Here is a 23,673-nt window from a genome sequence, read left to right on the forward strand (position 1 = left end):
TTGCGGATAACCGGGATCCCTTGTGGGAGCCAGCCTGCTGGCGATGGCGCTGGGTCAGCTCAGGTGCAGCTCATCGATGTGCCGGTATTCGGCCTCCAGCGCCGTCGCCAGCTGCCGGGCGCGGCCCAGGCGGATCGGTCCGCGTTCGATGTCGATCAACAGGCCCGGGCACGCCAGCGCCGGCAGGCCCCCCAGATCCTTCAGGCGCCCGTCCGTCACCACCAGCAACCGTTGCCGTTCCGCCGGGAAACGCTGGCGGCGCAGCGTCAGCCATTGCTCGGCCTCTGCGAGCGCCGCCAGCAGCGGCGTGCCGCCCCCGGCCCCCAAGCCGTCGAGCCAGGCCCGCAGGCCACTGCCGGACTTGAGCCCCTGCACCTGCCACTTCGGCGCTGCGCCGCTGGCGGTGAGCAAGGCCAGGCGCGCGCGCTGCCGGTAGGCGTCGTCGAACACCTGGGCGAGCAGCCCCTTGGCATCGCTCAGGGCCTGATGGCGACGGGTCGAGCCGGACGCATCGACGATCACCAGCCACAGTTCATGGGGCGTGCGGGTGCGCATCTGCAACAGCAGGTCCGCCCGGCACCGTGGCCGACCGTTGAGCAAGGTACCCGGCCAGTTCACCGAGCCGCTGCGGGCGGCGTGGCGCCGCCCTTGCCTGCCGTTGTCGAGCCGTCCGGCGCGGGGTCTGGCATTCGCCCCCGCGTCGGACCGGGGGCGAATGCCTAGGGCTTTTTTGGCCAGTGCGGCACTTCGCGGCGGGCACCGGTGGCTTGCGCCGGCGCAGGCATCTCACCCCATTGGCCCTGCCCTTCGCGGCTGTCGGCCTGGCTGTCGGCGGGAGACTGCGCCGGTGCCTGCGCAGGCGGCGAAGGCTGTACGCGACGGCGGTGGCGCAAGGCGAATTCGGCCACCGCGTCGATATCCTGCCCTTCGATCGCGCCGGCGCCGCGCCAGGCCGCATGGGCCCGGGCCGCCCGCAGCCAGACCAGATCCGCCCGCAAGCCATCGACGCCGGCGGCGAAGCAACGCTCGGTGATCTGCGCCAGGGCGTCATCGTCCAGCGGAATGTCCGCAAGGCTGTCGCGGGCGCTGCGGCAGCGCTCGCGCAGGGCTTGCTGCTCGCCTTCCCATTGCGCGCAGAAGCCTTCCGGGTCGCTGTCGAAGTCGAGCCGGCGACGGATGATCTGCCCGCGCTCGGCCGGTGCCGTGTGCCCGCCCAAGGCGACGTTGAGGCCAAAGCGGTCCAGCAACTGCGGCCGCAGTTCGCCCTCCTCCGGGTTCATGGTGCCGATCAGGACGAACTTCGCCGAGTGCCGGTGGGAAATGCCGTCGCGCTCGATCAGGTTGGTGCCGCTGGCGGCCACGTCGAGCAGCAGATCCACCAGATGGTCGGGCAGCAAGTTCACCTCATCGACGTACAGCACGCCGCCGTCGGCCTTGGCCAACACGCCCGGCGAAAACTGCGCGCGGCCTTCGCCCAGCGCGGCATCCAGATCCAGCGTGCCCACCAGCCGCTCTTCGGTGGCGCCCAACGGCAAGGTGACGAACTGACCGCCGTTGAGCAGGTCCGCCAGCCCCCGGGCCAGGGTCGACTTGGCCATGCCCCGCGGGCCCTCGATCAGCACGCCGCCGATCTTCGGGTCGATGGCGGTCAGGCACAGGGCCAGTTTCAGGTCATCGGCGCCGACCACGGCGGACAGAGGGAAATGGTAGGTGTCGGTCATCTATCGGTACTCAATCAAGGTCGGGCCTGGGGCAACTGCGGGAGCGAGCAGGCTCGCGATCGCGGTGGAGCAGGCAACCCAAGGGATACTGGGGCAAGGCTATCGCGAGCAGGCTCGCTCCTACAGGGGTATGGGTCAGGTCTCTTCTTCTATATCCAGCAACAGGTTCTCCAGCGCCTCGCGGTACGCGCCCGGATCCTGCCACATCCCCCGCTGCTGCGCCTCCAGCATCCGCTCGGTCATGTCCCGCAGGGCATGGGGGTTGTGCTCGCGCACGAACTCGCGGGTCGAAGGATCCAGCAGATAGGCGTCGGCAAGCAAGGCGTACTGGTGGTCGTCGATCAGCTGCGTGGTGGCATCGAAGGCGAACAGGTTGTCCACGGTCGCCGCCAGTTCGAACGCGCCTTTATAGCCGTGGCGCTTGACCCCGTCGATCCACTTCGGATTGGCCGCCCGGGAACGGATCACCCGGTTGAGCTCTTCCTTGAGGGTGCGGATCTTCGGCAGGTCCGGCTGGCTGTGGTCGCCGTGATAGCTGGCGGCGGCCTCGCCGCGCAGGCTCTCCACCGCCGCGAGCATGCCGCCCTGGAACTGGTAGTAGTCGTTGGAATCGAGCAGGTCGTGTTCGCGGTTGTCCTGGTTGTGCAGCACCGCCTGCACCTGGCTCAGGCGCCGGGCGAACCGGTCACGGGCGGCGGTGCCTTCATCGGATCCGCCGTAGGCGTAGGCGCCCCAGTTCAGGTAGACCTCGGCCAGGTCCTCGCGGGTCTGCCACAGGCGTGCGTCGATGGCGCCCTGCACGCCCGCGCCATAGGCGCCCGGCTTGGCACCGAAGATCCGCCAGCCGGCCTGGCGCCGTGCGGCCTCTTCGTCCAGACCCGACTGCACCAGCGCTGCACGTTCGGCGCGCACCTTGGCGGCCAGCGGGTTGAGGTCGTCCGGCTCGTCGAGTTCGGCCACCGCCTGCACGGCGGCGTCGAACAGGCGGATCAGGTTGGCGAAGGCGTCGCGGAAGAACCCGGACACCCGCAGCGTCACGTCGACCCGGGGCCGGTCGAGCAGGCTCAGCGGCAGGATCTCGAAATCGTCCACCCGCTGGCTGCCGGTGGCCCACACCGGGCGCACGCCCATCAGCGCCATGGCCTGGGCGATGTCGTCGCCGCCGGTGCGCATGGTTGCCGTGCCCCACACCGACAGGCCGATCTGGCGCAGGTGGTCGCCATGGTCCTGCAAATGCCGCTCAAGGATCAAGCTGGCGGACTGGAAGCCGATGCGCCACGCAGTGGTGGTCGGCAGGTTGCGCACGTCCACCGAATAGAAGTTGCGCCCGGTGGGCAACACATCGAGGCGGCCGCGGCTCGGCGCACCGCTGGGGCCGGCGGGCACGAAACGACCGTCCAGGGCATCGAGCAGGCCACGCATCTCCGCCGGCCCACAGGCGTCCAGGCGCGGGGCGATGACCTCGCGCAGGTTCGCCAGGATCTCATTGACCGGGGCCCAGCGAGGTTCCTTTGGATGCGAATCGGTCGTGCCTTCAGCATTGCGTTCAACGGACACACCGCTCCCACAGGGGGACGGCGTCGTCGAGGCGATCAATTGGGCGGCGAACAACTCCAGCCGTTCGCGGGTATCGCCGCAGGTGCGCCAGGCCTCGTCGCTGACCGCTTGCAGTTCATCCGGGCGCGGGCCGGCCCACGGTTCGGCCAATGCGCAATCCAACGGGTCGAAACCCAGCCCGAACGCCTTGGCCAGCGCCCGCAGCAGGCTCGACTGCGCGCCCTTGCCGTCGCCCCGGGGGATGCGCAGCAAAGCCAGCAACGTGTCGGTGCGCAGCGGCCCGGTGGGCGACTCGCCGAACACGTGCAGGCCGTCGCGGATCTGCGATTCCTTCAGGTCGCACAGGTAGGTGTCCAAGCGCGGCAGCCACACCGCCGCATCCGCATCGCTGTCGAGCGCGGCATCCAGTTGCAGTTCGCGGTCGATCTGCGTGTCACGCACCAGTTGCAGGATGTCGCGCTGCAGTTCGCGGGCGCGGCGCGGGTCGAGCAGTTGCGCTTCGTAGTACTCGTCCGCCAGCAACTCCAGGTTGCGCAGCGGGCCGTAGGTTTCGGCGCGGGTCAGCGGCGGCATCAGGTGGTCGATGATCACCGCCTGCGTGCGGCGCTTGGCCTGGGCGCCCTCGCCGGGGTCGTTGACGATGAACGGATAGATGTTCGGCAAAGGCCCGAGCAACGCGTCCGGCCAGCACTGATCGGACAGCCCCACGCCCTTGCCCGGCAGCCATTCGAGGTTGCCGTGCTTGCCGACGTGGATCAGCGCGTGGGCGCCGTAGGTGCGGCGCAGCCAGAAGTAGAACGCCAGATAGCCGTGGGGCGGCACCAGGTCCGGGTCGTGGTAGACCGCGCTCGGATCGACCTGATAACCCCGCGCCGGCTGGATGCCGACGAAGGTCAGGCCAAAGCGCAGGCCGGCGACCATCATGCGGTTGTCGCGGCACATCGGGTCTTGCTGCGGCGTGCCCCAGCGCTCCAGCACCGCCGCGCGGTTGGCGTCGGGCAAGGCGTCGAACATCGCCAGGTACTCGTCCATGCCCAGGCTTTGCTGGCAGGGGCGCTGGTCGAGAGTGTCCAGATCGTTGCTGACGCCGCCGAGCAACTGGCGGATCAGGTCGGTGCCGCTGGCCGGGAGTTCGGCGGGCAGCGGATAGCCGTGCTGATGAAGCGCCCTGAGGATGTTCAGGGCCGCCGCCGGCGTATCCAGGCCGACGCCGTTGCCGATGCGCCCGTCCCGGGTCGGGTAGTTGGCCAGGATCAGGGCCACGCGCTTTTCGTGGTTCGGCACACGGGCCAGGTCAGCCCAGCGCCGCGCCAGTTCGGCGACGAAATCCATGCGTTCCGGTTGCGCCCGGTAGCAGACGACGTCCGATTGGCTGCGCTCGCTGCGCCAGGCCAGGTCCTTGAAGCTGATCGGCCGGCTGATGATCCGCCCGTCCAGTTCCGGTAAGGCGATGTGCATCGCCAGGTCGCGCGGGCCCAGGCCTTGTTCACTGGCGCGCCAGCCGGGTTCGTTGTCCTGGGCGCAGATGGCCTGGATCACCGGGATGTCGCGGCGGAACGGCCGCAGGTGCGGCGCCTCCGGGCTGGACTGGGCGAACCCGGTGGTGTTGAGGATCACGCCGGTTTCGGTTTCGTCCAGCCAGTCCTCGACCACCGTCAGGCAGCCGGGCTCCTTCAGGCTCGCCACCGCGATGGGCAACGGGTTGAGCCCCGCCGCCTGCAAGCGCTGGCAGAACACATCGATGAACGCCGTGTTGGCCGCCTGCAAATGCGAGCGGTAGAACAACACCGCCGCCACCGGCCGGCCGGCTTGCCAATCGGCCTGCCAGTCGCCCAGGGCGGCGGTGCTTTTATTCGGGTGATAGATCGCCGTGCGCGGCAGCGCCTGCGGTTCGCCCCAGGCGTAGGGGCGATCCAGCCAGCGGTTGGCCAGGCAACGGAAGAAGTCCAGCGCATTGCCCAGGCCGCCCTGGCGCAGGAACTGCCAGAGCCGGTCGCGGTCCTCGGCGCCGACGGTGCTCAGGCCGCTGAGTTCCGGGTCGGGCCGGTCGTCGCCCGGCACCAGGATCACCTGCACCCCGCCCCCGGCCAGCTCCACCAGGCGCTCGACGCCGTAGCGCCAATAGGCGATGCCGCCGTGCAGGGAGATCAGGATCACTTTGGCGTGGCGCAGCACTTCGTCGACGTACAGGTCGACCGAGGCATGGTTCTGCACCTGCATCGGGTTGGCCAGACGCAGGCTCGGATAGTCGTCGGGCAACTGCTGCGCGGCTTCGGCGAGCAGCGCCAGGCTGGAATCGCCGCTGCACAGGATCACCAGTTCGGCGGGGGTCTGTCCAAGGTCGGCAATATTGTCATCCGACACGAAACCGCCGGGCTGGGTCCTGAGCAGGTGCATGGCTTACACGCTGAGCGCGGCGCGCAGTTGCGCTTCGAGCTGGGCGGCGTCCAGTTTCTGGCCGATCAGCACCAGACGGGTGATGCGCGCCTCGTCTGCGCCCCACTGGCGGTCGAAGTGCTTGTCGAAACGGGTGCCCACGCCCTGGATCAGCAGGCGCATCGGCTTGTTCGGGATCGCCGCGAAGCCCTTGACCCGCAGGATGCCGTGCTGAACCACCAGTTGGGTCAAGGCGTCGAGCAGCAGGCTTTCGTCGGCTTGCGGCAGTTCGATGGATATCGAATCGAAGGCGTCATGGTCATGGTCGTCGTGGTCATCGCCTTCATGGTGATGGTCGTGATGGCTGTGGCGACCGTCGATGTGCTCCTCGGAACCGGCGCCCAGGCCGATCAGCACGTCCAACGGCAGGCGGCCGTTGCTGGCTTCGACGATCTTGACCGCCGGCGGCAGCTCTTCGGCGACTTCCAGGCGCACGCGGGCCAGGTCTTCGGCGCTGGCCTGGTCGGCCTTGTTGAGGATGACGAGGTCGGCGCTGGCCAGTTGGTCGGCGAACAGTTCGTGCAGCGGCGATTCGTGGTCCAGGTTCGGGTCGAGCTTGCGTTGGGCGTCGACCTGGTCCGGGAACGCGGCGAAGGTGCCGGCGGCCACGGCCGGGCTGTCGACCACGGTGATCACCGCGTCGACGGTGCAGGCGTTGCGGATTTCCGGCCACTGGAAGGCCTGCACCAGCGGCTTGGGCAGCGCCAGGCCGGAGGTTTCGATCAGGATGTGGTCGAGGTCGCCGCGACGGGCCACCAGCTCGCGCATCACCGGGAAGAACTCTTCCTGCACCGTGCAGCACAGGCAGCCGTTGGCCAGTTCGTAGACGCGGCCGGTGGCCTCTTCTTCGGTGCAGCCGATGGTGCATTGCTTGAGGATTTCGCCGTCGATGCCCAGTTCGCCGAACTCGTTGACGATCACCGCGATGCGGCGGCCCTGGGCATTGTCGAGCATGTGCCGCAGCAGGGTGGTCTTGCCCGAGCCGAGGAAGCCGGTGACGATGGTGACGGGGAGTTTGGCCAGTGTTTTCATCGGATGACCTTTGGCGAGGTGGCGGGCATGCGGGACGAGAGCCGGCGACGCGCTTGCGCGCCGGGAGCGTTCGCCACCGGATCACCCCGCCCGGTTGTAGTGAGAATCTGTGTCGAGGCAGGTCTCCTGGCTGACGGCGCGCCGGCCTTGGGGCCCGGCATCCGCTGCGCCTTCCCGCGGCCCTGTTGAAGCAGGCTTGCAGTGGCATGGCAGCGAACATCACCGTTCACAGTTGCGGGGGCAGCCGCGGCTTGGACCGCGTTCCCTTCTTAGCTTCGGCAGCCGCCGAAGAACCTCGAAAGCGCAAGGCTACGCATGGTCGGCGGGCGGGTCAATGTCTAGTGCGTTATCGCTATATAGACTTTATTTTTTCATATATAGGCCGCGACCTTTTCTCAACTAAAAAGTTCAACGTAAGTTATTTCCTACAAGTTCACAAAACAGAAACTTTTCCTACACCCCGCTTCCCCTCGGACTAGAGCGTCCGAACAGCAAAATTACATATCTTTACAAAAACAGAATTGATAATTCAAAACAGGAAATGAACCATGACCCCACATAAGGAATATGTATTTCATAAGAAAGGACGTCTTGCATGCCTGATTATCGTCAGTGTCCGCGCCTGTCTATTCCTCTGAAACCTGCCTGTGTGCCTGCGCCATGAGTGCCGGTAGCGCCATCGGGCATCCCGGCAGTGCCGTGCTGTTCGAACTGTCCGAACGGCTGCGCAACGACCACTACGCCGACAGCGACGTCTTTCCGGCGGCGCAGGTGGCGTCCTTGGGCCGCGAAGCGTGCCGCGCCTTCGACCGCACCTGGGACAACCTGCCGCCGGACACCTACCTGAACGCAGAGAACGGCCGCCGCGAGCGGCGCATCTGCAAGTTCGAGTACCGCCAGCGGGAGCGCCACTGGACGCCCCTCGACGACTGCCATTTCTTCCAGGCCCAGGCCCACAACCCGCTGCTGGGCGGCGTCCAGCGCACCTATGCGCACAGCGAGCCGGCCTTCACCGGATCGCCGGTGCTGCGCAGCCTGCTGGCGGCGGACCTGGCGCTGATGGACCTGGCCGTCGGCCACCGCGACTGGCTGGTGACCTGCCATCAGTTTCGCATCCTGTGCGACGAAACCCGCGAAGGCCAGGCCACCCCCGAAGGCCGCCACCGCGACGGCCACGACTTCGTCTTTCAGCACCTGATCCAGCGCCAGCACGTCATCGGCGGCGAAAGCCGGATATTCACCGAGAACGGCGACAATGTTTTCAGCGCAACTTTGACGAACTACCTGGAAACCGTCGTATTGAATGACCGAATACTTCTGCATGAAGTTTCACCCTTGCAGAAGTTAGGCATTAGTTCAAATCACAGCACTCGCGACATGTTGATCATCGACTTCGACCTGGCGGATTACTAATGAACCATTCAACTTATGCAGTGCCCTCCGTCGCGCCCAGCGCGCACAGTTTCATTATCGAACAGTTCGAAGAGGCCTTGGCGCGCCGAACCTCGACAGTGTCTCTGACCGCCAATGAAAATGTATTGTCGGACACGGCCCGGGCCTTGGGGCAAAACCGCCATTACGACCGTTACCTGTTCAACGTCCGGCCGATTGCGGGCCAGCGCTACGCCGCCGAGTTCGGCGGGATGCAGGTCGAGCACTTTCCGGAGGTCGAAACGCTGAAGGCGCTCGCGACCCGGGCCGCGCAGACGATGTTCAACGCCGAGTTCGTCGAGTACCGCGTGCTGTCCGGCGTCCACTGCACCTTGAGCGTGCTGGCGGCGCTGAGCGTGCCGGGGGACATCGTCATGTCCCTGGCGCCCGAGAGCGGCGGTCATTTCGCCACCGGGCCGCTGGTGCAGAAGATCGGTCGCCAGAGTGTGTTTTTCGGGCTCGGCACGGACGGCCAGATCGATCTCGACGCCTTCGATGCGCAACTTCAGTCCCTCGGGCAACCGCCGGCCGCCGTGCTGCTCGACCACGGCCTGACCACCCGGGCGATCGCCGTCAAGCCGCTGCGCAAGCTGCTCAACCGGCGCGGCCTCGACCGCACGCTGATCATCTGCGACGCCTCGCACACGCTGGGGCTGATCGCCGGCCAGGCCTATCCCAACCCGCTCGACGAAGGCGCGGACATCCTCCAGGGCAACACCCACAAATCCCTGCCGGGCCCGCACCGTGCGCTGATCGTCTGCCGACGCGCCGACCTGGCCCGGCAGATCGAACACAACGTCGGCGGCGCGCTGGTGTCCTCCCCCAACCTGCCCGGCCTGCTGCAACTGTTCGTCACCCTGATGGAGATGGAACGCCACGGCCAGGCCTACGCCGAACGCATGTGCGCCAACGCCCGCCAACTGCGCGATGCGCTGGCCGGGCTGCCGGGCTGGACGGCGCACGCCACCGACACCCATATGCTGCTGCTCGAAGGCGCCTTCAGCCAGCACGCGGCGCAGCAGCTCAACGAGCTGGGGATACGGGTCAACAACAAACGCATCGGCGGGCGCGACTGCCTGCGGTTCGGCGTGCAGGAAATCACCCGCCTGGGGATCGCCGGCGAAGACCTGGACGCCCTCGCCCACATCATCCGCAACGTGCTGACCGACAGCGTCAACGCCGCCGACCGGATCCGCCTGGCCCACATCTGTCACCGGTTGAACCGGGTTCACTACAGTTTCGACGAGGAGTCCTGCCGATGAGCGCAGCCGCTTGCCTGATTGTCGGCAACATCCGCGACGGCGAATACGAAGGCCTGGTCGCCGAGGGCATCACACCGCTGCTGATCGCCGACAGCCGCGCCACCAGCAAGATCGCCGACGCGGCCAAGGTGCCGCCGGTGGCCCGTTACGACTTTTCCAAAGGCCTGACACCGGAACTGATCGACCTGACCCAACGCCTGCTGGATGAGCACAGGTTCACCAGCGTGCTGAACTTCCGTGAAGGTTATGTCGCCGTCACCGGCCGCCTGTGCGCGGCAGTGCCGGCCTTGGCCCATCTGCACCGCAACGTCGAGCACACGCTGGACAAGGTGCTGCAGCGCCAGCGCTTCCAGGCGTCGGCCAATCCCGACCTGCACGTGATCTCCCGCGAAACGGGCATCGACGAACTGCTCGCCGCACCGGATGCGCTGCCTTACCCGTTCGTCCTGAAGCCTGCGAACCTGTACAGCAGCCTGTTCGTGCGCTGCATCCGCGACCGCCACGAACTGCTGGACTACAGCCGCCGCGAATGGCCGGCGCTGCAACGCTACGTCGCCGGCAAGCAGCGGGAAACCGACCAACTGCTGCTGGAGGAATACCTGCACGGCTCCAACCATTCCATCGATTGCGCCATCGGTTCCGACGGCAACATCAGCAGCTTTCCCATCGTCGATGTGATCGCCGGGGTCGACATCGGCCGCGACGACTTCCACCATTTCGCCCGCTACACGCCCTCGACCATCGAACCGGACGCGTCGCTCAAAGCGCGCTGCCACCGTTTGGCCCACGACGCCGTGCAGGCCCTCGGCCTCAAGGGCACGTTCGCCCATGTCGAGTTCATCCTCACCGCACGCGGGCCGAGGGTTCTGGAGGTCGGTGCACGACCCGGCGGCAGCCGGATCCACGTGATCCGCCAGGCGTGGCGACTGCCGCTGGATGTCTGCTATCACCGCGCCCTGTCCGGCGAAGCGCTGCCGCCCGCCTGCGACGTCCCCCAGCCGTTCGGGATCGCCACGCCTTTCGCGCGCACCCACCGGATCTACGACGGTCTGCATCACGCCCAACGCCTGCGCAGCCTGCCGGGCTTCCAGCGCTGGTACGCCTACGCCGCGCCGGGCGACACCATCGGCCCGGCCAGCAACGGGTTCCAGAACTACCTGTACGTCGAGTTCCGCCAGCCCGACACCGCCCGGCTGCGCGAATCGCTGCTGGCGGTCACCGACATCGACGTGTATGGCGAGCGCACCGACCCCGAGCCTGCCAAACGCATCCTGCTGATCGGCGGGCGGGATTCAGGGTTGGACTGGGACACCGCGCACCGCTTCCACTTCACCCTGGTGCAGCAACCCGACCAGTTGTCCGACTATCAGCGTGAACACGCGGCGCTGGTGCTGACGCCCGACATCGCAGACCTGGCCGGCTACGGCGACACGGTCGAACGCCTGCACCGTCAGCGGCCGTTCGACGCCGTGGTGTCGTTCTCGGAACTGGGCCTTTTGCCAGCCTCGCAACTGGGCGAACGGCTGGGCATCCCCCACAACAGCGTGCGCAGCGTCGAGGTCAGCCGCGACAAGCTGCTGTTCCGAAGGCTCCTGCAAGGCAGCCCCTACGAACTGCACAGCGCGGCGGCGGACAGCGCCGAGGCCGTGCGCGCCTTCGTCGAGCGCCACGGCGCCTCGATCGTCAAGCCCGTCAGCGGCTCGGGCAGCCAAGGGGTCTACGCGGTCAATCGCCCGGAAGACGTCGACGCCCTGCCCCTGCAGGGCCGCAACCTGATCGAAGCCTTCGCCGGCGGCGACGAATACAGCGTGGAATCCCTGAGCCTCGACGGCCGCCACCGGATCCTCGGCATCACCCGCAAGCACACCAGCGGCGCGCCGGGCTATGTCGAGACCGGCCATGACTTTCCGGCCGCGCTGGACGATGCCAGCCGCACCCTGATCGAAGACGCGGTGCTGTGGCTGCTCGAACGCATGGGCAACCGCTGGGGGCCGGCGCACACCGAGGTCAAGCTCGACGGATCGCGCCTGCATTTCATCGAGACCCAGACCCGCTTCGGCGGCGACCAGATCTGGGAGATGGTCTGGAAAACCACCGGCGTGCACCTGGCGGCCAGCACCCTCGCGGCGATGACCGGCACCGACCTGCCGGCCCCCGAGCAGGCCTTCGTGCAAATGGCGATCCGCTACATCGAGACCGACGGCACGACCGACCCCGAACACCTGCGCGACCAACTGCTGCGGCACCCCTTCGCCCTGCGCGCGACGCTCGACCAGGGCAAATTCGGCCGGCCCATCCGCCGTTCCGCCGACCGGCACGGCTACGTGCTGCTGGCCTGCGCCGCCGAAGACGACCCGAACGTCTTCAGCGCCGCGATCTCCCACCCTCGTTTCACCACCCAAGGACTGGCGCAATGAGCACCCAAGAGACCCTGTTCCACATCGACGGCCCGATCAGCCCGAACTTCCCGCTGATCTCCTTTTCCACCAACGTGTACGACAACCCGGCGGACATTCTCGGGTCGATCACCGACCTCTCCAGGCATTTCAAGGCCGTGGAGTTCGAGATCGGCGAAGACGCCGAGACCGTGTTCTGGTCGCTCAGCGCCGAGGAGCGCAGCGAACTGGCGCGGCAAGTCCGCGCCTTCACCGAGCAGAACGGCATCACCCTGACGGTGCACGCCGGCTGGTGGGGCCGCCAGTACAACCTGTGCTCGCCCGATCCGGTCGAACGGGGTCAGGCGGTGGACTGCCTGAGCGCCGCCGTGGACTTCTCGCGCCAGGCCCGCGCCACCAGCGTGACGTTCCATCCGGGCTACAAGGACCAGTTGGAGAACACCGAACTGCTGAACAACCTGATCGTGGCGATCAACGAGGTCAAACAGCGCGTCGACACCCGTGGCATCGACCTGTGCCTGGAGAACATGGGCGGCCAGCGACCGAAGTTCCCGGTGTTCAGCGTCGGCGAGCACTTGCGCTTCCACCGCGAGACCGGCTGCTTCGTGACCATCGACGTGACGCACCTGTGCTCGCTGATGCCCTACGGCGACAGCCTGTTCCAGGCCATCGCCGAGCTGGCCCCGGTGACCCGTCACCTGCACATCGCCGACCTCAACGACACCCACCACCAGCACCTGCCCATCGGTGAAGGCAACCTGCGCCTGAGCGATGTGCTCAACCGCTTCGCCGTCAACGGCTACCGCGGCGTGGCGGTGGTCGAGGAGTTCATCCCGCGCTTCTCCACCGAGTACTACCTGGAGAAGGCGCTGGCCTACAAGGACGGTGTCGAAGGCCTGCTGGCGGGCGCACGGCAGAGCGCCCATGCCGGCTGAGTCCGCGCTGGCCGAACCGGCCACCCACAGCGAGATCACGACCGGCCTGCGCGATGCGTTGCCGTTCGTGTTCTCGCTGCTGCTGACCTTCACCCTGATCGGCATGCTCGGCCGGCGTCACGGCCTGGATCTGCCGTCGATGGTGGTGTTCAGCGGCACGGTGATGGCCTCGCCGCTGCAGCTGACATTGCTGGAGACGCCGGCGCACCTGCTGAACGCCTTCGGGGTACTGGTCTCGGCGCTGAGCATCAACTTGCGCTTTCTGGTCTTCACCCTGAGCCTCAAATCCAGCCTCAAAGGCTCCGTCAGGTCCTTTGTCCCGGCCTTGGCGGTGATGGCCAACGCGGCCTTCACCCTGATGTCGATCCGCAAGGAACAAGGGCCGGTCAGCCGCCCCTACGCCAACACCGTGTGCTTTGCGCTGTACGCCGCCGCCCTGCTCGGCACCGCCGCCGGCTACGGCTTCGCCAGCCTGGCCGCCAACGGGCTGATGGAGCATGTCAGCGTGGTGATCGCCATTTTCATCAGCGCTTCGCTGGGCAAGATGGCTCGCGACCGGCATAGCCTGCACGCGCAATGGATCGCCGGGCTCGCCGCGGCGGCCAGCCTGCTGTGGCTGGGGGACATCAGCCTGATGGCGGTGCTCGCGGTGACCGTCCTGACGAGTTACGCCTATGATCGAGCCTAGTGTGTTCTGGCTGTATGTGCTGATTTGCGCGCTGGTGTCCGCCACCTGCCGGCTGCTGCCGCTGGCGGTGGATGTCGAACGTTTGTCCGGCGGGGCCCGGGCGTTCATCGACCGGCTGGGCAAATACACTTCCGTGGCGATGCTGATCAGCCTGCTGGCCGGTTCGCTGCAACCGTTGGCCGGCCAGCAGCCGTCGGCGCACCTGTGGATCGGGCCTGTGGCGCTGGCCTGGCTGCTGGGCCTGACGCGCATGAAGTCCTACTACGCCTTTCTGATCGCGCTGGGCGCCTACGTTCTGCTGGCCATGCGTTAGCCGTCGATTGACTCGGATCGTGCGCCCATGCTCTCCTACACAACTTGTTACGGGTGCCCTTCACAGGGTGAAACGGGAAACCGGTGAATCATGTGCTTTACTTCAAGGCCATGTCAGTCCGGTGCTGCCCCCGCAACGGTAAGCGAGCGAAGCGTCAGATCCACTGTGCCTGCGGCATGGGAAGGTGACGCTTGCAGGTCGGCCGACGCCGACCCCTCGCGAGCCCGGAGACCGGCCCGCAACACACAGCGCGCACCTGCGCCGCTGAACATAACAAACCCGCGGTGGGCGGGCGCTGTTCGAACCCTGCGTGCCCGTCCCGCAGGGTTTCCATGCGCTCTATTCACCCGCTGACACCACAGAGGGAAGCGCCATGTCGATCATCACCAGCACCGGCAGCACTGACAAGAGCTCCGCCGGCACCACTACCCTGAGCCAACGCCTGACCGCCGCCGTCTGCGCGTCGATCCTGGGGGCCTGCCTCGTCTACTTCGCCGGGTTCTCGCACATCGAAGCGGTGCACAACGCCGCCCACGATACCCGCCACAGCGCCGCGTTCCCGTGCCACTGAGACCTGCCGACATGATCAAGCGCATTGCCCGGACCGCCGGGTTCACCGGCCTGCTGGCCGCCCTGCTGCTCACCCTGCTGCAAAGCTTCTGGGTCTCCCCGCTGATTCTGCAGGCCGAGACCTACGAGAAGGCTGAACCTGCGGCCGAAGTCCACGAACACGCCGCCGGCACCCCGGCCCACACCCATGACGCCGAAGCCTGGGAGCCGGAAGACGGCTGGCAGCGCGTGCTGTCGACCACCGGCGGCAACCTGGTGGTGGCCGTGGGCTTCGCCCTGATGCTCGCCGGCCTCTATACCCTGCGCGCACCGACCAAGACCGCACAGGGCCTGCTCTGGGGCCTGGCCGGCTACGCCACCTTCGTGCTGGCGCCGACCCTTGGCCTGCCGCCCGAACTGCCCGGCACCGCCGCCGCCGACCTGGCCTCGCGGCAGACGTGGTGGATCGGCACCGCGGCGTCCACCGCCGTGGGCCTGGCCCTGATCGCCTTCAGCCGGAACTGGCTGATGAAGATCTTCGGCGCGGCCATCCTCGCCGTGCCCCACGTGATCGGCGCACCGCAACCGGAAGTGCACTCGATGCTGGCGCCGGAGGCGCTGGAAGCGCAGTTCAAGATCGCCTCGCAGCTGACCAACGTTGCGTTCTGGCTGGCCCTGGGGCTGATCAGCGCGTGGCTGTTCCGCCGCAACGGCGAAGGCCAACACCACGCATGACTGCGGACGGCGCAGCGCCGGCCCTGGTGGTCGGCCTGGGCTGCCAGCGCGGCTGCCCGGCCGCCACCCTGCGGGCCTTGCTCGACCAGGCCCTGCAGGCACATCGCATCGAACTGGCGGCGGTCAAGGCGCTCGCCAGCATCGACCTCAAGCGCGATGAGCCCGGCTTGCGGGAACTGGCCGCGCAACTGGCGCTGCCCTTGCTGTACTTCAGCAGCGCGGAACTGGCCGGTTACCGGCCGCGCCTGAGCCACCAGTCGCAGATCGCCTTCGAGCGCACCGGCTGCTACGGCGTGGCGGAAAGCGCCGCCCTGGCGCTGGCCGAGCAACTGATCCAGGCGCCGGCAAAGCTGCTGATTCCGCGGCAAAAGTACGCCCAGGCCACATTGGCATTGGCCGGCGCGGCCTGAATTCCCGATAATCCCCGCTTTCGATCATGAACAACGCTCATGCGGGAGGCTCATGACGCCCTGCACCGCTCCCTTTTTCAGGATGGAACAATGACCGTCTACTTCATCGGCGCCGGCCCCGGCGATCCCGAATTGATCACCGTCAAAGGCCAACGGCTGATCCGCAGTTGCCCGGTGATCATCTATGCAGGCTCGCTGGTGCCGGCGGCGGTGCTGGAGGGGCATCAGGCGGTCAGCGTGGTGAACAGCGCCGAACTGCACCTGGAACAGATCATCGACCTGATCAAGACCGCCCACGCCAATGGCCAGGACGTCGCCCGGGTGCATTCCGGCGACCCGAGCCTGTACGGCGCCATCGGTGAGCAGATCCGCTGCCTGCGCGAGCTGGGCATTGCATTCGAGATCATCCCCGGCGTGACCGCCACGGCGGCATGCGCTGCGCTGCTGGAGGCCGAGCTGACCCTGCCGGACGTGTCGCAGACCGTGATCCTGACCCGTTACGCGGACAAGACCGCGATGCCCGCCGGCGAGGAGTTCGGCAGCCTGGCGCAGCACGGCGCGACCATGGCCATTCATCTGGGGGTCAATCATCTGGAGAAGATCGTCGGCGAACTGCTGCCGCACTACGGCGCGGACTGCCCGATCGCGGTGGTTCACCGGGCGAGCTGGCCGGATCAGGACTGGGTGATGGGGACGCTGGAGGACATCTCCGCGAAGGTGACCGCCAAGGGCTTCAGGCGTACGGCGTTGATCATCGTGGGGCGGGTGCTGGGCAGCGACCATTTCAGCGAATCGTCGCTGTACCGTGCGGGGCATGCGCATTTGTATCGGCCTTAGCGGCCAGCCTGCCGGTGATGGCATCCGTGATGTTCACCCATAAAAAAACGGCGCTCACGGGGCGCCGTTTTTTTTGTGTCCGCAGGGAACGCCTTAGTAGTAGGCGTTTTCTTTCTGCGTGTGGTCGGTCACGTCGCGAACGCCCTTGAGCTCCGGAATGCGTTCGAGCAGGGTGCGCTCGATGCCTTCCTTCAAGGTCACGTCCGCCTGGCCGCAGCCCTGGCAGCCGCCGCCGAACTGCAGCACGGCGATGCCGTCGTCGACCACGTCGATCAGGCTGACCTGGCCGCCGTGGCTGGCCAGCCCCGGGTTGATCTCGGTTTGCAGGTAGTAGTTGATGCGCTCGTTGATCGGGCTGTCTTCGTTGACCATCGGCACCTTGGCGTTCGGTGCCTTGATGGTCAGCTGGCCGCCCATGCGGTCGGTGGCGTAGTCGACGACGGCATCGTCGAGGAACGCTTCGCTGAACGAATCGATGTACGCGGTGAAGCTCTTGAGCCCCAGCGCCTTGTCTTCGGGTTTTTCTTCGCCCGGCTTGCAGTAGGCAATGCAGGTTTCGGCGTACTGGGTGCCAGGCTGGGTGATGAAGATGCGGATGCCGATGCCCGGGGTGTTCTGCTTGGAAAGCAGATCAGCCAGATAATCGTGGGCGGCGTCGGTGATGGTGATAGCGGTCATGGAAACTCCTCGCAGGCTTGGGCGGAGTTTACGCCAATCGGCGCCCGGGACAAAGTCCTAGTATTTACGTAGGAATAGTTCGCAAATCGCCGGGTGGCAGCCCCTACCCTGCGGGAGCCTCCAGTGGCTCCCGCAGGATGGGTGGCGACATCGCCGCTTCAGAGGTTCTCGTAGCGGTTCATGTCCAGCACGCCCTCTTCCACCGGATCCGTATCGTGGATGTAGCGGCTCAGGTCATGGAAATAGAACCAGAATTGCGGATGGCTGCGGCGGATGCCCCAGCGTTCGACGATTTTCTCGAACTGCTCCTGATCCTTCGCGCCCTCCATCGCATCGACGAATGCCGGCACCTGGTCCGCCGGCAGGTTGAACATGAAGTTCGGATAGCTGGTGAGCACGCCCGGGTAGATCGTCAGGGTGTCGAGCCCCGGCTGGTAGCGCAGCGATTCGCCGAGCAGGAACGCCACGTTGCTGTGGGCCCGGTTGCGCAGCAGGCTGTAGACCTCGCGCTTGCCGCTGGCGGTCTCGACGCGCAGCAGGGTCGCTTCCGGCAACTGATCGATCACCTTGAGCCCGGCGGCCGGGCGCGATGCCAGGCGGCTCAGGGCCTGCTCGGCGTTCTGCAGGGCCGGGTCGATGTTCGGCCGCGAGCAATAGGCGTCCTCGCAGCGGTTGATCGGGTCGGGACGGGCGTTCAGGTCACCGTAGCGGGCCAGCAACTGGCGGGCGAAATCGCGTTTCGGGTCCTTGGCGTCGAGCTTCAGCGCGGTCGGCTTGTCGTCGTCGATGGCCTCGTAGTCGAGCCACATCTTGAACTGGCCGCTGCTCTGATACCAATCGTCCAGGTAGCCCTCGCGGGAGTCGGCGGGCATCAGGCGCAGGAAGTTCTGCTCGGCGCCGTTGCGGATCAGGTCGAAGTACAGGCGCGTCTGCGCCTGATGGGAGACGTTGCCGAACACATCGAAGTTGACCGCCAACTGGTAATAGGTGCGCTCGAGCAACGGGAAGTCGAACAGCCACATCGTCTGCGGCACTTCGCCGATCAGGCCCTTGGTGACCGAAGCGCTGTCGAAGTGACGGAAAATGCTCAGCAGCGCGTTGTCGTTGCCGGCCCACAGCGTGGACCAGCTCGGCGCAGGCATTTCGGCGTAGCTGTCGCGGCGCAGGGCTTCGTACTGGTTGCGCTTGTTGCGGTAGTCGTGCCAGAGGCTCAGCACGCTGCCGACGTCGTCGTTCTGCCCCGGCATCGCCAGCAACGGCGTGGCCTGGCCGCGGTAGTTCGGGTCGGTGATGTACAGGTCGTGTTCCGGGGCCTGGAACAGCGCCCAGAAGTTGTCGCGGATCACGTCGGTCGCAATCTGCCCGCGGCACACCGGCCCGCGGATGAAGGTGCGCACGAAGTACTCGGCGTTGTCGAGCATGAACTGGTAGCGCGCCTGGGCCGGGATCGCCTCGAAGGTGGCGAACGGGTTGGCCCGGCTCTGGGGCCCGTAGCCCGGCAAGGCATGCACCTGCCACTTGCCGTTGTAGAACAGGCTCTTGACCCGCGCCAGCTTGACCGCGCTCAGCGGATAGGTGATGTGGGTCTTGTGCACGATCACCCCCTGCACCGGCCACAGGCGGTAGTACACCTGAGTGCCCGGGTCGTCGTTGGGGCGACGGGTGTCGATCAGGTCGATCGGCTGGCCGGTCGGCGTGCGCGAACGCACCCACTGGAAGAAGTGACCCGGCTCGCCGTCCTTGAAGTAGATGTGCGCCAGGAACCAGTGCTCGAACAGCCACCGCCCCACCAGGCTCTGCCGGGCGCCGGGGGTGTTGAGCAGGTTTTCCCACTGCACGACCTGCATCGCCTCTTTGGCGCTGGGCGTCAGCCCTTGCTCGTCGATGGGCGCACCGGACGCCAGCCAGCGCTGCAGCGTCTGGTACTGCTGCTGGGTCAGGCCGGTCACGGCCAGCGGCATGCCTTCGGTCGGATGGCTTTGGGCATAACCCTCGAACTCGGCGGGCATGGCGCAGAGGTTCTCGCGCTGCAGGCCGAGCACGATGTCTTCGGGCAGCTTGGCGTTAGGTTGCAGGGGCGTCTTGTGGCCCAGCTCCAGCATGCGCGCCATCAGCGCGGCCTGGCTGCCCTGGGCGTCGAGCACCGAATAGAAGCCCTTCTCCTGCCATTGCCGTTTGCCGAAGGCGTCATAGAACAGCCGGGTGGTCGGCGCGGCCTGGGTGCGTTCGCCGTCGTAGACCGGCATCTTGCTGGCGCCGCGGGCCGCGCCCTCGCCGCTGCCCAGGTTCAGTTGGCAGGCGGAGTCGTAGCAGGCGTGGCAGGCCACGCACTTCTCGGTGAAGATCGGCTGGATGTCGCGGGTGTAGGAAATGGCCGTCCCCTGCGCCCCCGCGCCAAAGCTTAAAAGCAGCAACACGGTGCCGATGACGCGGTTCAACATATCCCTGATTCCGATCCTGAAGAAAACCGCGCGATTCTACCGCCGGTACGCCCGCTCCAACATGAGCGATATTCATGCAAATGCGCCGCCTGCTCTAAATCCGCGCAGGTTTGTTATGATTCCGGCCCTTCGTCATGGTCTTTTCGAGTAGTCCCAATGTCCGATCGCAGCGTCCGCCTCCAGGCCCTCAAGCAAGCTCTCAAAGAGCGCATCCTGATACTTGACGGCGGCATGGGCACGATGATCCAGAGCTACAAGCTCGAAGAGCAGGATTACCGCGGCAAGCGCTTCGCCGACTGGCCGAGCGACGTCAAGGGCAACAACGACCTGCTGGTGCTGACCCGCCCCGACGTGATCGGCGGCATCGAAAAGGCCTACCTGGATGCCGGCGCCGACATCCTGGAGACCAACACCTTCAACGCCACCCGGATTTCCATGGCCGACTACGGCATGGAAGAGCTGGTCTACGAACTCAACGTAGAAGGCGCCCGCCTGGCCCGCAAGGTGGCCGACGCGAAAACCCTGGAGAACCCGGCCAAGCCGCGCTTCGTCGCCGGCGTCCTCGGCCCGACCAGCCGCACCTGCTCGCTGTCGCCCGACGTGAACAACCCCGGCTACCGCAACGTCACCTTCGATGAACTGGTGGAGAACTACACCGAGGCCACCAAAGGCCTGATCGAGGGCGGCGCCGACCTGATCCTGATCGAGACCATCTTCGACACCCTCAACGCCAAGGCCGCGATCTTCGCCGTGCAAGGGGTGTTCGAGGAACTGAACCTCGAACTGCCGATCATGATCTCCGGCACCATCACCGACGCCTCCGGCCGCACCCTGTCGGGCCAGACCACCGAAGCGTTCTGGAACTCCGTGGCTCACGCCAAGCCGATTTCCGTCGGCCTGAACTGCGCCCTCGGCGCCCGCGAGCTGCGCCCGTACCTGGAAGAGCTGTCGGACAAGGCCAGCACCCACGTCTCGGCGCACCCGAACGCCGGCCTGCCGAACGAATTCGGCGAATACGACGAACTGCCGGCGGACACCGCCAAAGTCATCGAAGAATTCGCCCAGAGCGGCTTCCTCAACATCGTCGGCGGCTGCTGCGGCACCACGCCGGGGCACATCGAAGCCATCGCCAAGGCCGTGGCCGGCTACGCGCCGCGGCAGATCCCGGACATCCCCAAGGCCTGCCGCCTGTCGGGCCTGGAGCCGTTCACCATCGACCGCAGCTCGCTGTTCGTCAACGTGGGCGAGCGCACCAACATCACCGGCTCGGCCAAGTTCGCCCGCCTGATCCGCGAGGACAACTACACCGAAGCCCTGGAAGTCGCCCTGCAGCAGGTCGAGGCCGGCGCCCAGGTGATCGACATCAACATGGACGAGGGCATGCTCGATTCGAAGAAGGCCATGGTGACCTTCCTCAATCTGATCGCCGGCGAGCCGGACATCTCCCGCGTCCCGATCATGATCGACTCCTCCAAGTGGGACGTGATCGAAGCCGGCCTCAAGTGCATCCAGGGCAAGGGCATCGTCAACTCGATCAGCATGAAAGAAGGCGTCGAGCAGTTCATCCACCACGCCAAGCTGTGCAAGCGCTACGGCGCCGCCGTGGTGGTGATGGCGTTCGACGAGGTCGGCCAGGCCGACACCGAGGCGCGCAAGAAGGAAATCTGCAAGCGCTCCTACGACATCCTGGTCAACGAAGTCGGCTTCCCGCCGGAAGACATCATCTTCGACCCGAACATCTTCGCCGTCGCCACCGGCATCGAAGAGCACAACAACTACGCCGTCGATTTCATCAACGCCTGCGCCTACATCCGCGACGAGCTGCCGTACGCCCTGAGCTCCGGCGGCGTGTCCAACGTGTCGTTCTCGTTCCGCGGCAACAACCCGGTGCGCGAGGCCATCCACTCGGTGTTCCTGCTGTACGCGATCCGTGCGGGCCTGACCATGGGCATCGTCAACGCCGGCCAGCTGGAGATCTACGACCAGATCCCGCAGGAGCTGCGCGACGCCGTCGAGGACGTGATCCTCAACCGCAACGGCGACGCCACCGACGCCCTGCTCGCCATCGCCGACAAGTTCAAGGGCGACGGCAGCGTCAAGGAAGCCGAAACCGAAGAGTGGCGCAGCTGGGACGTCAACAAGCGTCTGGAACACGCGCTGGTCAAGGGCATCACCACCCACATCGTCGAAGACACCGAAGAGTCGCGCCTGTCGTTCGCCCGGCCGATCGAGGTCATCGAAGGCCCGCTGATGGCGGGCATGAACATCGTCGGCGACCTGTTCGGCGCCGGTAAGATGTTCCTGCCGCAGGTGGTGAAGTCCGCCCGCGTGATGAAGCAGGCCGTGGCTCACCTGATCCCGTTCATCGAGCTGGAAAAAGGCGACAAGCCGGAGGCCAAGGGCAAGATCCTGATGGCCACCGTGAAGGGCGACGTGCACGACATCGGCAAGAACATCGTCGGCGTGGTGCTGGGCTGCAACGGCTACGACATCGTCGACCTGGGCGTGATGGTGCCGGCGGAGAAGATCCTCCAGGTGGCCCGCGACGAGAAGTGCGACATCATCGGTCTCTCCGGCCTGATCACCCCGTCGCTGGACGAAATGGTGCACGTGGCCCGCGAGATGCAGCGCCAGGACTTCCACCTGCCGCTGATGATCGGCGGCGCCACCACCTCCAAGGCGCACACCGCCGTGAAGATCGAGCCCAAGTACAGCAACGATGCCGTGGTCTACGTCACCGACGCCTCCCGCGCGGTGGGCGTCGCCACCCAGCTGCTGTCCAAAGAGCTGAAGGCCGGCTTCGTCGAGAAGACCCGCGCCGAATACGTCGACGTGCGCGAGCGCACCGCCAACCGCAGCGCCCGCACCGAGCGCCTGAGCTACGCGGCCGCCATCGCCAAGAAACCGCAGTTCGACTGGGCCGCCTACGCGCCGGTCAAGCCGACCTTCACCGGTACCCGAGTGCTGGACGACATCGACCTGAACGTGCTGGCCGAATACATCGACTGGACGCCGTTCTTCATCTCCTGGGACCTGGCCGGCAAGTTCCCGCGCATCCTTGAGGACGAAGTGGTCGGCGAGGCCGCCACCGTGCTGTACAAGGACGCCCGGGAAATGCTGAGCAAACTGATCGACGAGAAGCTGATCAGCGCCCGCGCGGTGTTCGGCTTCTGGCCGGCCAACCAGGTGCATGACGACGACATCGAGCTGTACGGCGACGACGGCAAGCCGCTGGCCCGCCTGCACCACCTGCGCCAGCAGGCGATCAAGACCGACGGCAAGCCGAACTTCTCCCTGGCCGACTTCGTCGCGCCGAAGGACAGCGACGTGACCGACTACGTGGGCGGCTTCATCACCACCGCCGGCATCGGCGCCGAGGAAGTGGCCAAGGCCTACCAGGACGCCGGCGACGACTACAACGCGATCATGGTCAAGGCCCTGGCCGACCGCCTGGCCGAGGCCTGCGCCGAATGGCTCCACGAACAGGTGCGCAAGGAGCACTGGGGCTACGCCAAGGACGAAGCCCTGGACAACGAAGCGCTGATCAAGGAGCAGTACTCCGGCATCCGTCCGGCACCGGGCTACCCGGCCTGCCCGGACCACACCGAGAAGGCCACGCTGTTCGCCCTGCTCGACCCCGAGTCCAGCGAGATGCGCGCCGGCCGCAGCGGCGTGTTCCTCACCGAGCACTACGCGATGTTCCCGGCGGCGGCGGTCAGCGGCTGGTACTTCGCCCACCCGCAGGCGCAGTACTTCGCCGTGGGCAAGGTCGACAAGGATCAGGTGCAGAGCTACACCTCGCGCAAGGGCCAGGAACTGAGCGTCACCGAGCGCTGGCTGGCGCCGAACCTGGGCTACGACGACTGAGACCGGCCTCGCCGCCCTTGTGCCCGCCCAAGGCGCAAGGGCCGGCCTCTCCGGGCTTCCCTCCCCCGCATCGTCCCCGCGCCGTGCGGGCTCGGCCAAGGCTCCAGGCAACGGGAGCAGGATTGGCTATGCTCAAAGGGCAAACACACAGACGGGGGATTTATGGACGATCCAGTCGACAACAAGCCACCGACCTTCTGGCAGATGGTGCACAGCGTCATGGCCGCCGCGTTCGGGGTGCAGAGCGGGAAGAACCGCGCCCGGGACTTCACCCACGGCAAGCCCAGCCACTTCGTGATCCTCGGCATTGCCTTTACGGCGCTGTTCGCGCTGACGCTGTTCGCCATCGTCAAGCTGGTGGTGCATCTGGCGGGGGTCTGACGCG

At 66.5% G+C, this 23,673-nt stretch carries 18 protein-coding genes and 2 riboswitches; of the genes, 12 read left to right on the top strand and 6 right to left on the bottom strand.

The features are described 5' to 3' along the window. Window positions 1-54 precede the first annotated feature (54 nt). From CAG33_RS15125 to cobW, 4 genes are all read right to left on the bottom strand, one after another. Window positions 55-738, bottom strand: coding sequence for a VWA domain-containing protein (locus CAG33_RS15125; RefSeq protein WP_371857684.1), 684 nt, complete (start codon window positions 736-738; stop codon window positions 55-57). Then, entirely contained in the window at window positions 720-1,721 is a 1,002-nt protein-coding gene (locus CAG33_RS15130) for an ATP-binding protein (protein WP_085639079.1), read from the bottom strand. Before CAG33_RS15130 ends, CAG33_RS15125 begins: the two co-directional genes overlap by 19 nt. A gap of 135 nt (window positions 1,722-1,856) precedes the next feature. Continuing rightward, complete coding sequence (gene cobN / locus CAG33_RS15135; RefSeq protein WP_085639082.1) at window positions 1,857-5,675, bottom strand: cobaltochelatase subunit CobN; 3,819 nt, start codon at window positions 5,673-5,675, stop codon at window positions 1,857-1,859. 3 nt (window positions 5,676-5,678) lie between these two features. Continuing rightward, window positions 5,679-6,746 (bottom strand): cobalamin biosynthesis protein CobW, encoded by a 1,068-nt coding sequence (gene cobW / locus CAG33_RS15140; RefSeq protein WP_085633138.1) that lies wholly within the window; start codon window positions 6,744-6,746, stop codon window positions 5,679-5,681. A 98-nt stretch (window positions 6,747-6,844) separates the two neighbouring features. Continuing rightward, a riboswitch (cobalamin riboswitch) is annotated at window positions 6,845-7,059 on the bottom strand. Between the two features lie 347 nt (window positions 7,060-7,406). Here cobW and CAG33_RS15145 point away from each other — a divergent pair. From CAG33_RS15145 to cobM, 10 genes are all read left to right on the top strand, one after another. After that, window positions 7,407-8,159, top strand: coding sequence for a 2OG-Fe dioxygenase family protein (locus CAG33_RS15145; protein ID WP_085586144.1), 753 nt, complete (start codon window positions 7,407-7,409; stop codon window positions 8,157-8,159). Next, a complete protein-coding gene (locus tag CAG33_RS15150) occupies window positions 8,159-9,439 on the top strand; it encodes a hypothetical protein (RefSeq protein WP_085586146.1) in 1,281 nt (426 codons plus the stop codon). The genes CAG33_RS15145 and CAG33_RS15150 overlap by 1 nt, the downstream gene beginning before the upstream one ends. After that, the gene (locus CAG33_RS15155) at window positions 9,436-11,856 is read left to right on the top strand and encodes an acetyl-CoA carboxylase biotin carboxylase subunit family protein (protein WP_085639085.1); all 2,421 of its coding nucleotides are present in this window, start codon (window positions 9,436-9,438) and stop codon (window positions 11,854-11,856) included. Before CAG33_RS15150 ends, CAG33_RS15155 begins: the two co-directional genes overlap by 4 nt. Next, window positions 11,853-12,770 carry a sugar phosphate isomerase/epimerase family protein gene (locus CAG33_RS15160; RefSeq protein ID WP_085639088.1) on the top strand — a complete coding sequence of 306 codons (918 nt, stop codon included), beginning with the start codon at window positions 11,853-11,855 and terminating at the stop codon, window positions 12,768-12,770. Before CAG33_RS15155 ends, CAG33_RS15160 begins: the two co-directional genes overlap by 4 nt. After that, window positions 12,760-13,458, top strand: a complete 699-nt coding sequence (locus CAG33_RS15165; RefSeq protein ID WP_170930009.1) for an AzlC family ABC transporter permease — start codon at window positions 12,760-12,762, stop codon at window positions 13,456-13,458. Before CAG33_RS15160 ends, CAG33_RS15165 begins: the two co-directional genes overlap by 11 nt. Continuing rightward, window positions 13,445-13,771 carry an AzlD domain-containing protein gene (locus tag CAG33_RS15170; RefSeq protein ID WP_139833010.1) on the top strand — a complete coding sequence of 109 codons (327 nt, stop codon included), beginning with the start codon at window positions 13,445-13,447 and terminating at the stop codon, window positions 13,769-13,771. The genes CAG33_RS15165 and CAG33_RS15170 overlap by 14 nt, the downstream gene beginning before the upstream one ends. A gap of 34 nt (window positions 13,772-13,805) precedes the next feature. Further along, window positions 13,806-14,026: riboswitch (cobalamin riboswitch) on the top strand. A gap of 118 nt (window positions 14,027-14,144) precedes the next feature. Next, entirely contained in the window at window positions 14,145-14,342 is a 198-nt protein-coding gene (locus CAG33_RS15175) for a CbtB domain-containing protein (protein ID WP_085586156.1), read from the top strand. Window positions 14,343-14,353: 11 nt separating this feature from the next. Then, window positions 14,354-15,055 carry a CbtA family protein gene (locus CAG33_RS15180; protein ID WP_085639091.1) on the top strand — a complete coding sequence of 234 codons (702 nt, stop codon included), beginning with the start codon at window positions 14,354-14,356 and terminating at the stop codon, window positions 15,053-15,055. Beyond that, on the top strand, window positions 15,052-15,465 hold the full coding sequence (locus tag CAG33_RS15185) for a cobalamin biosynthesis protein (protein ID WP_085586160.1): 414 nt from the start codon (window positions 15,052-15,054) through the stop codon (window positions 15,463-15,465). Before CAG33_RS15180 ends, CAG33_RS15185 begins: the two co-directional genes overlap by 4 nt. Before the next feature lie 90 nt (window positions 15,466-15,555). Beyond that, window positions 15,556-16,302, top strand: a complete 747-nt coding sequence (gene cobM, locus CAG33_RS15190) for a precorrin-4 C(11)-methyltransferase (RefSeq protein ID WP_085586162.1) — start codon at window positions 15,556-15,558, stop codon at window positions 16,300-16,302. A 93-nt stretch (window positions 16,303-16,395) separates the two neighbouring features. On the opposite strand, the gene nfuA is transcribed toward cobM, so the two are convergent. Together nfuA and CAG33_RS15200 are read right to left on the bottom strand one after the other, a co-directional pair. Further along, the gene (gene nfuA / locus CAG33_RS15195) at window positions 16,396-16,980 is read right to left on the bottom strand and encodes a Fe-S biogenesis protein NfuA (protein ID WP_085586164.1); all 585 of its coding nucleotides are present in this window, start codon (window positions 16,978-16,980) and stop codon (window positions 16,396-16,398) included. Window positions 16,981-17,138: 158 nt separating this feature from the next. After that, the gene (locus CAG33_RS15200; protein WP_085639095.1) at window positions 17,139-19,421 is read right to left on the bottom strand and encodes a fatty acid cis/trans isomerase; all 2,283 of its coding nucleotides are present in this window, start codon (window positions 19,419-19,421) and stop codon (window positions 17,139-17,141) included. 156 nt (window positions 19,422-19,577) lie between these two features. Here CAG33_RS15200 and metH point away from each other — a divergent pair, with 156 nt between their 5' ends. Together metH and CAG33_RS15210 are read left to right on the top strand one after the other, a co-directional pair. Next, a complete protein-coding gene (metH, locus tag CAG33_RS15205) occupies window positions 19,578-23,288 on the top strand; it encodes a methionine synthase (RefSeq protein ID WP_085639098.1) in 3,711 nt (1,236 codons plus the stop codon). Between the two features lie 162 nt (window positions 23,289-23,450). After that, window positions 23,451-23,669, top strand: coding sequence for a DUF2970 domain-containing protein (locus CAG33_RS15210; RefSeq protein WP_085586170.1), 219 nt, complete (start codon window positions 23,451-23,453; stop codon window positions 23,667-23,669). Window positions 23,670-23,673 lie beyond the last annotated feature (4 nt).

This window comes from Pseudomonas sp. B3(2017) (assembly GCF_002113595.1).
Taxonomy (GTDB): domain Bacteria; phylum Pseudomonadota; class Gammaproteobacteria; order Pseudomonadales; family Pseudomonadaceae; genus Aquipseudomonas; species Aquipseudomonas ekonensis.

What these genes read in the sequence shown, in the direction of transcription:
- cobW (WP_085633138.1), bottom strand. Translation starts at nt 6,746, where the DNA reads ATGAAAACACTGGCCAAACTCCCCGTCACCATCGTCACCGGCTTCCTC.
- CAG33_RS15175 (WP_085586156.1), top strand. Translation starts at nt 14,145, where the DNA reads ATGTCGATCATCACCAGCACCGGCAGCACTGACAAGAGCTCCGCCGGC.
- CAG33_RS15150 (WP_085586146.1), top strand. Translation starts at nt 8,159, where the DNA reads ATGAACCATTCAACTTATGCAGTGCCCTCCGTCGCGCCCAGCGCGCAC.
- cobN (WP_085639082.1), bottom strand. Translation starts at nt 5,675, where the DNA reads ATGCACCTGCTCAGGACCCAGCCCGGCGGTTTCGTGTCGGATGACAAT.
- CAG33_RS15130 (WP_085639079.1), bottom strand. Translation starts at nt 1,721, where the DNA reads ATGACCGACACCTACCATTTCCCTCTGTCCGCCGTGGTCGGCGCCGAT.
- CAG33_RS15170 (WP_139833010.1), top strand. Translation starts at nt 13,445, where the DNA reads ATGATCGAGCCTAGTGTGTTCTGGCTGTATGTGCTGATTTGCGCGCTG.
- CAG33_RS15200 (WP_085639095.1), bottom strand. Translation starts at nt 19,421, where the DNA reads ATGTTGAACCGCGTCATCGGCACCGTGTTGCTGCTTTTAAGCTTTGGC.
- CAG33_RS15145 (WP_085586144.1), top strand. Translation starts at nt 7,407, where the DNA reads ATGAGTGCCGGTAGCGCCATCGGGCATCCCGGCAGTGCCGTGCTGTTC.
- metH (WP_085639098.1), top strand. Translation starts at nt 19,578, where the DNA reads ATGTCCGATCGCAGCGTCCGCCTCCAGGCCCTCAAGCAAGCTCTCAAA.
- CAG33_RS15160 (WP_085639088.1), top strand. Translation starts at nt 11,853, where the DNA reads ATGAGCACCCAAGAGACCCTGTTCCACATCGACGGCCCGATCAGCCCG.
- CAG33_RS15155 (WP_085639085.1), top strand. Translation starts at nt 9,436, where the DNA reads ATGAGCGCAGCCGCTTGCCTGATTGTCGGCAACATCCGCGACGGCGAA.
- CAG33_RS15180 (WP_085639091.1), top strand. Translation starts at nt 14,354, where the DNA reads ATGATCAAGCGCATTGCCCGGACCGCCGGGTTCACCGGCCTGCTGGCC.
- CAG33_RS15165 (WP_170930009.1), top strand. Translation starts at nt 12,760, where the DNA reads ATGCCGGCTGAGTCCGCGCTGGCCGAACCGGCCACCCACAGCGAGATC.
- CAG33_RS15185 (WP_085586160.1), top strand. Translation starts at nt 15,052, where the DNA reads ATGACTGCGGACGGCGCAGCGCCGGCCCTGGTGGTCGGCCTGGGCTGC.
- nfuA (WP_085586164.1), bottom strand. Translation starts at nt 16,980, where the DNA reads ATGACCGCTATCACCATCACCGACGCCGCCCACGATTATCTGGCTGAT.
- CAG33_RS15210 (WP_085586170.1), top strand. Translation starts at nt 23,451, where the DNA reads ATGGACGATCCAGTCGACAACAAGCCACCGACCTTCTGGCAGATGGTG.
- cobM (WP_085586162.1), top strand. Translation starts at nt 15,556, where the DNA reads ATGACCGTCTACTTCATCGGCGCCGGCCCCGGCGATCCCGAATTGATC.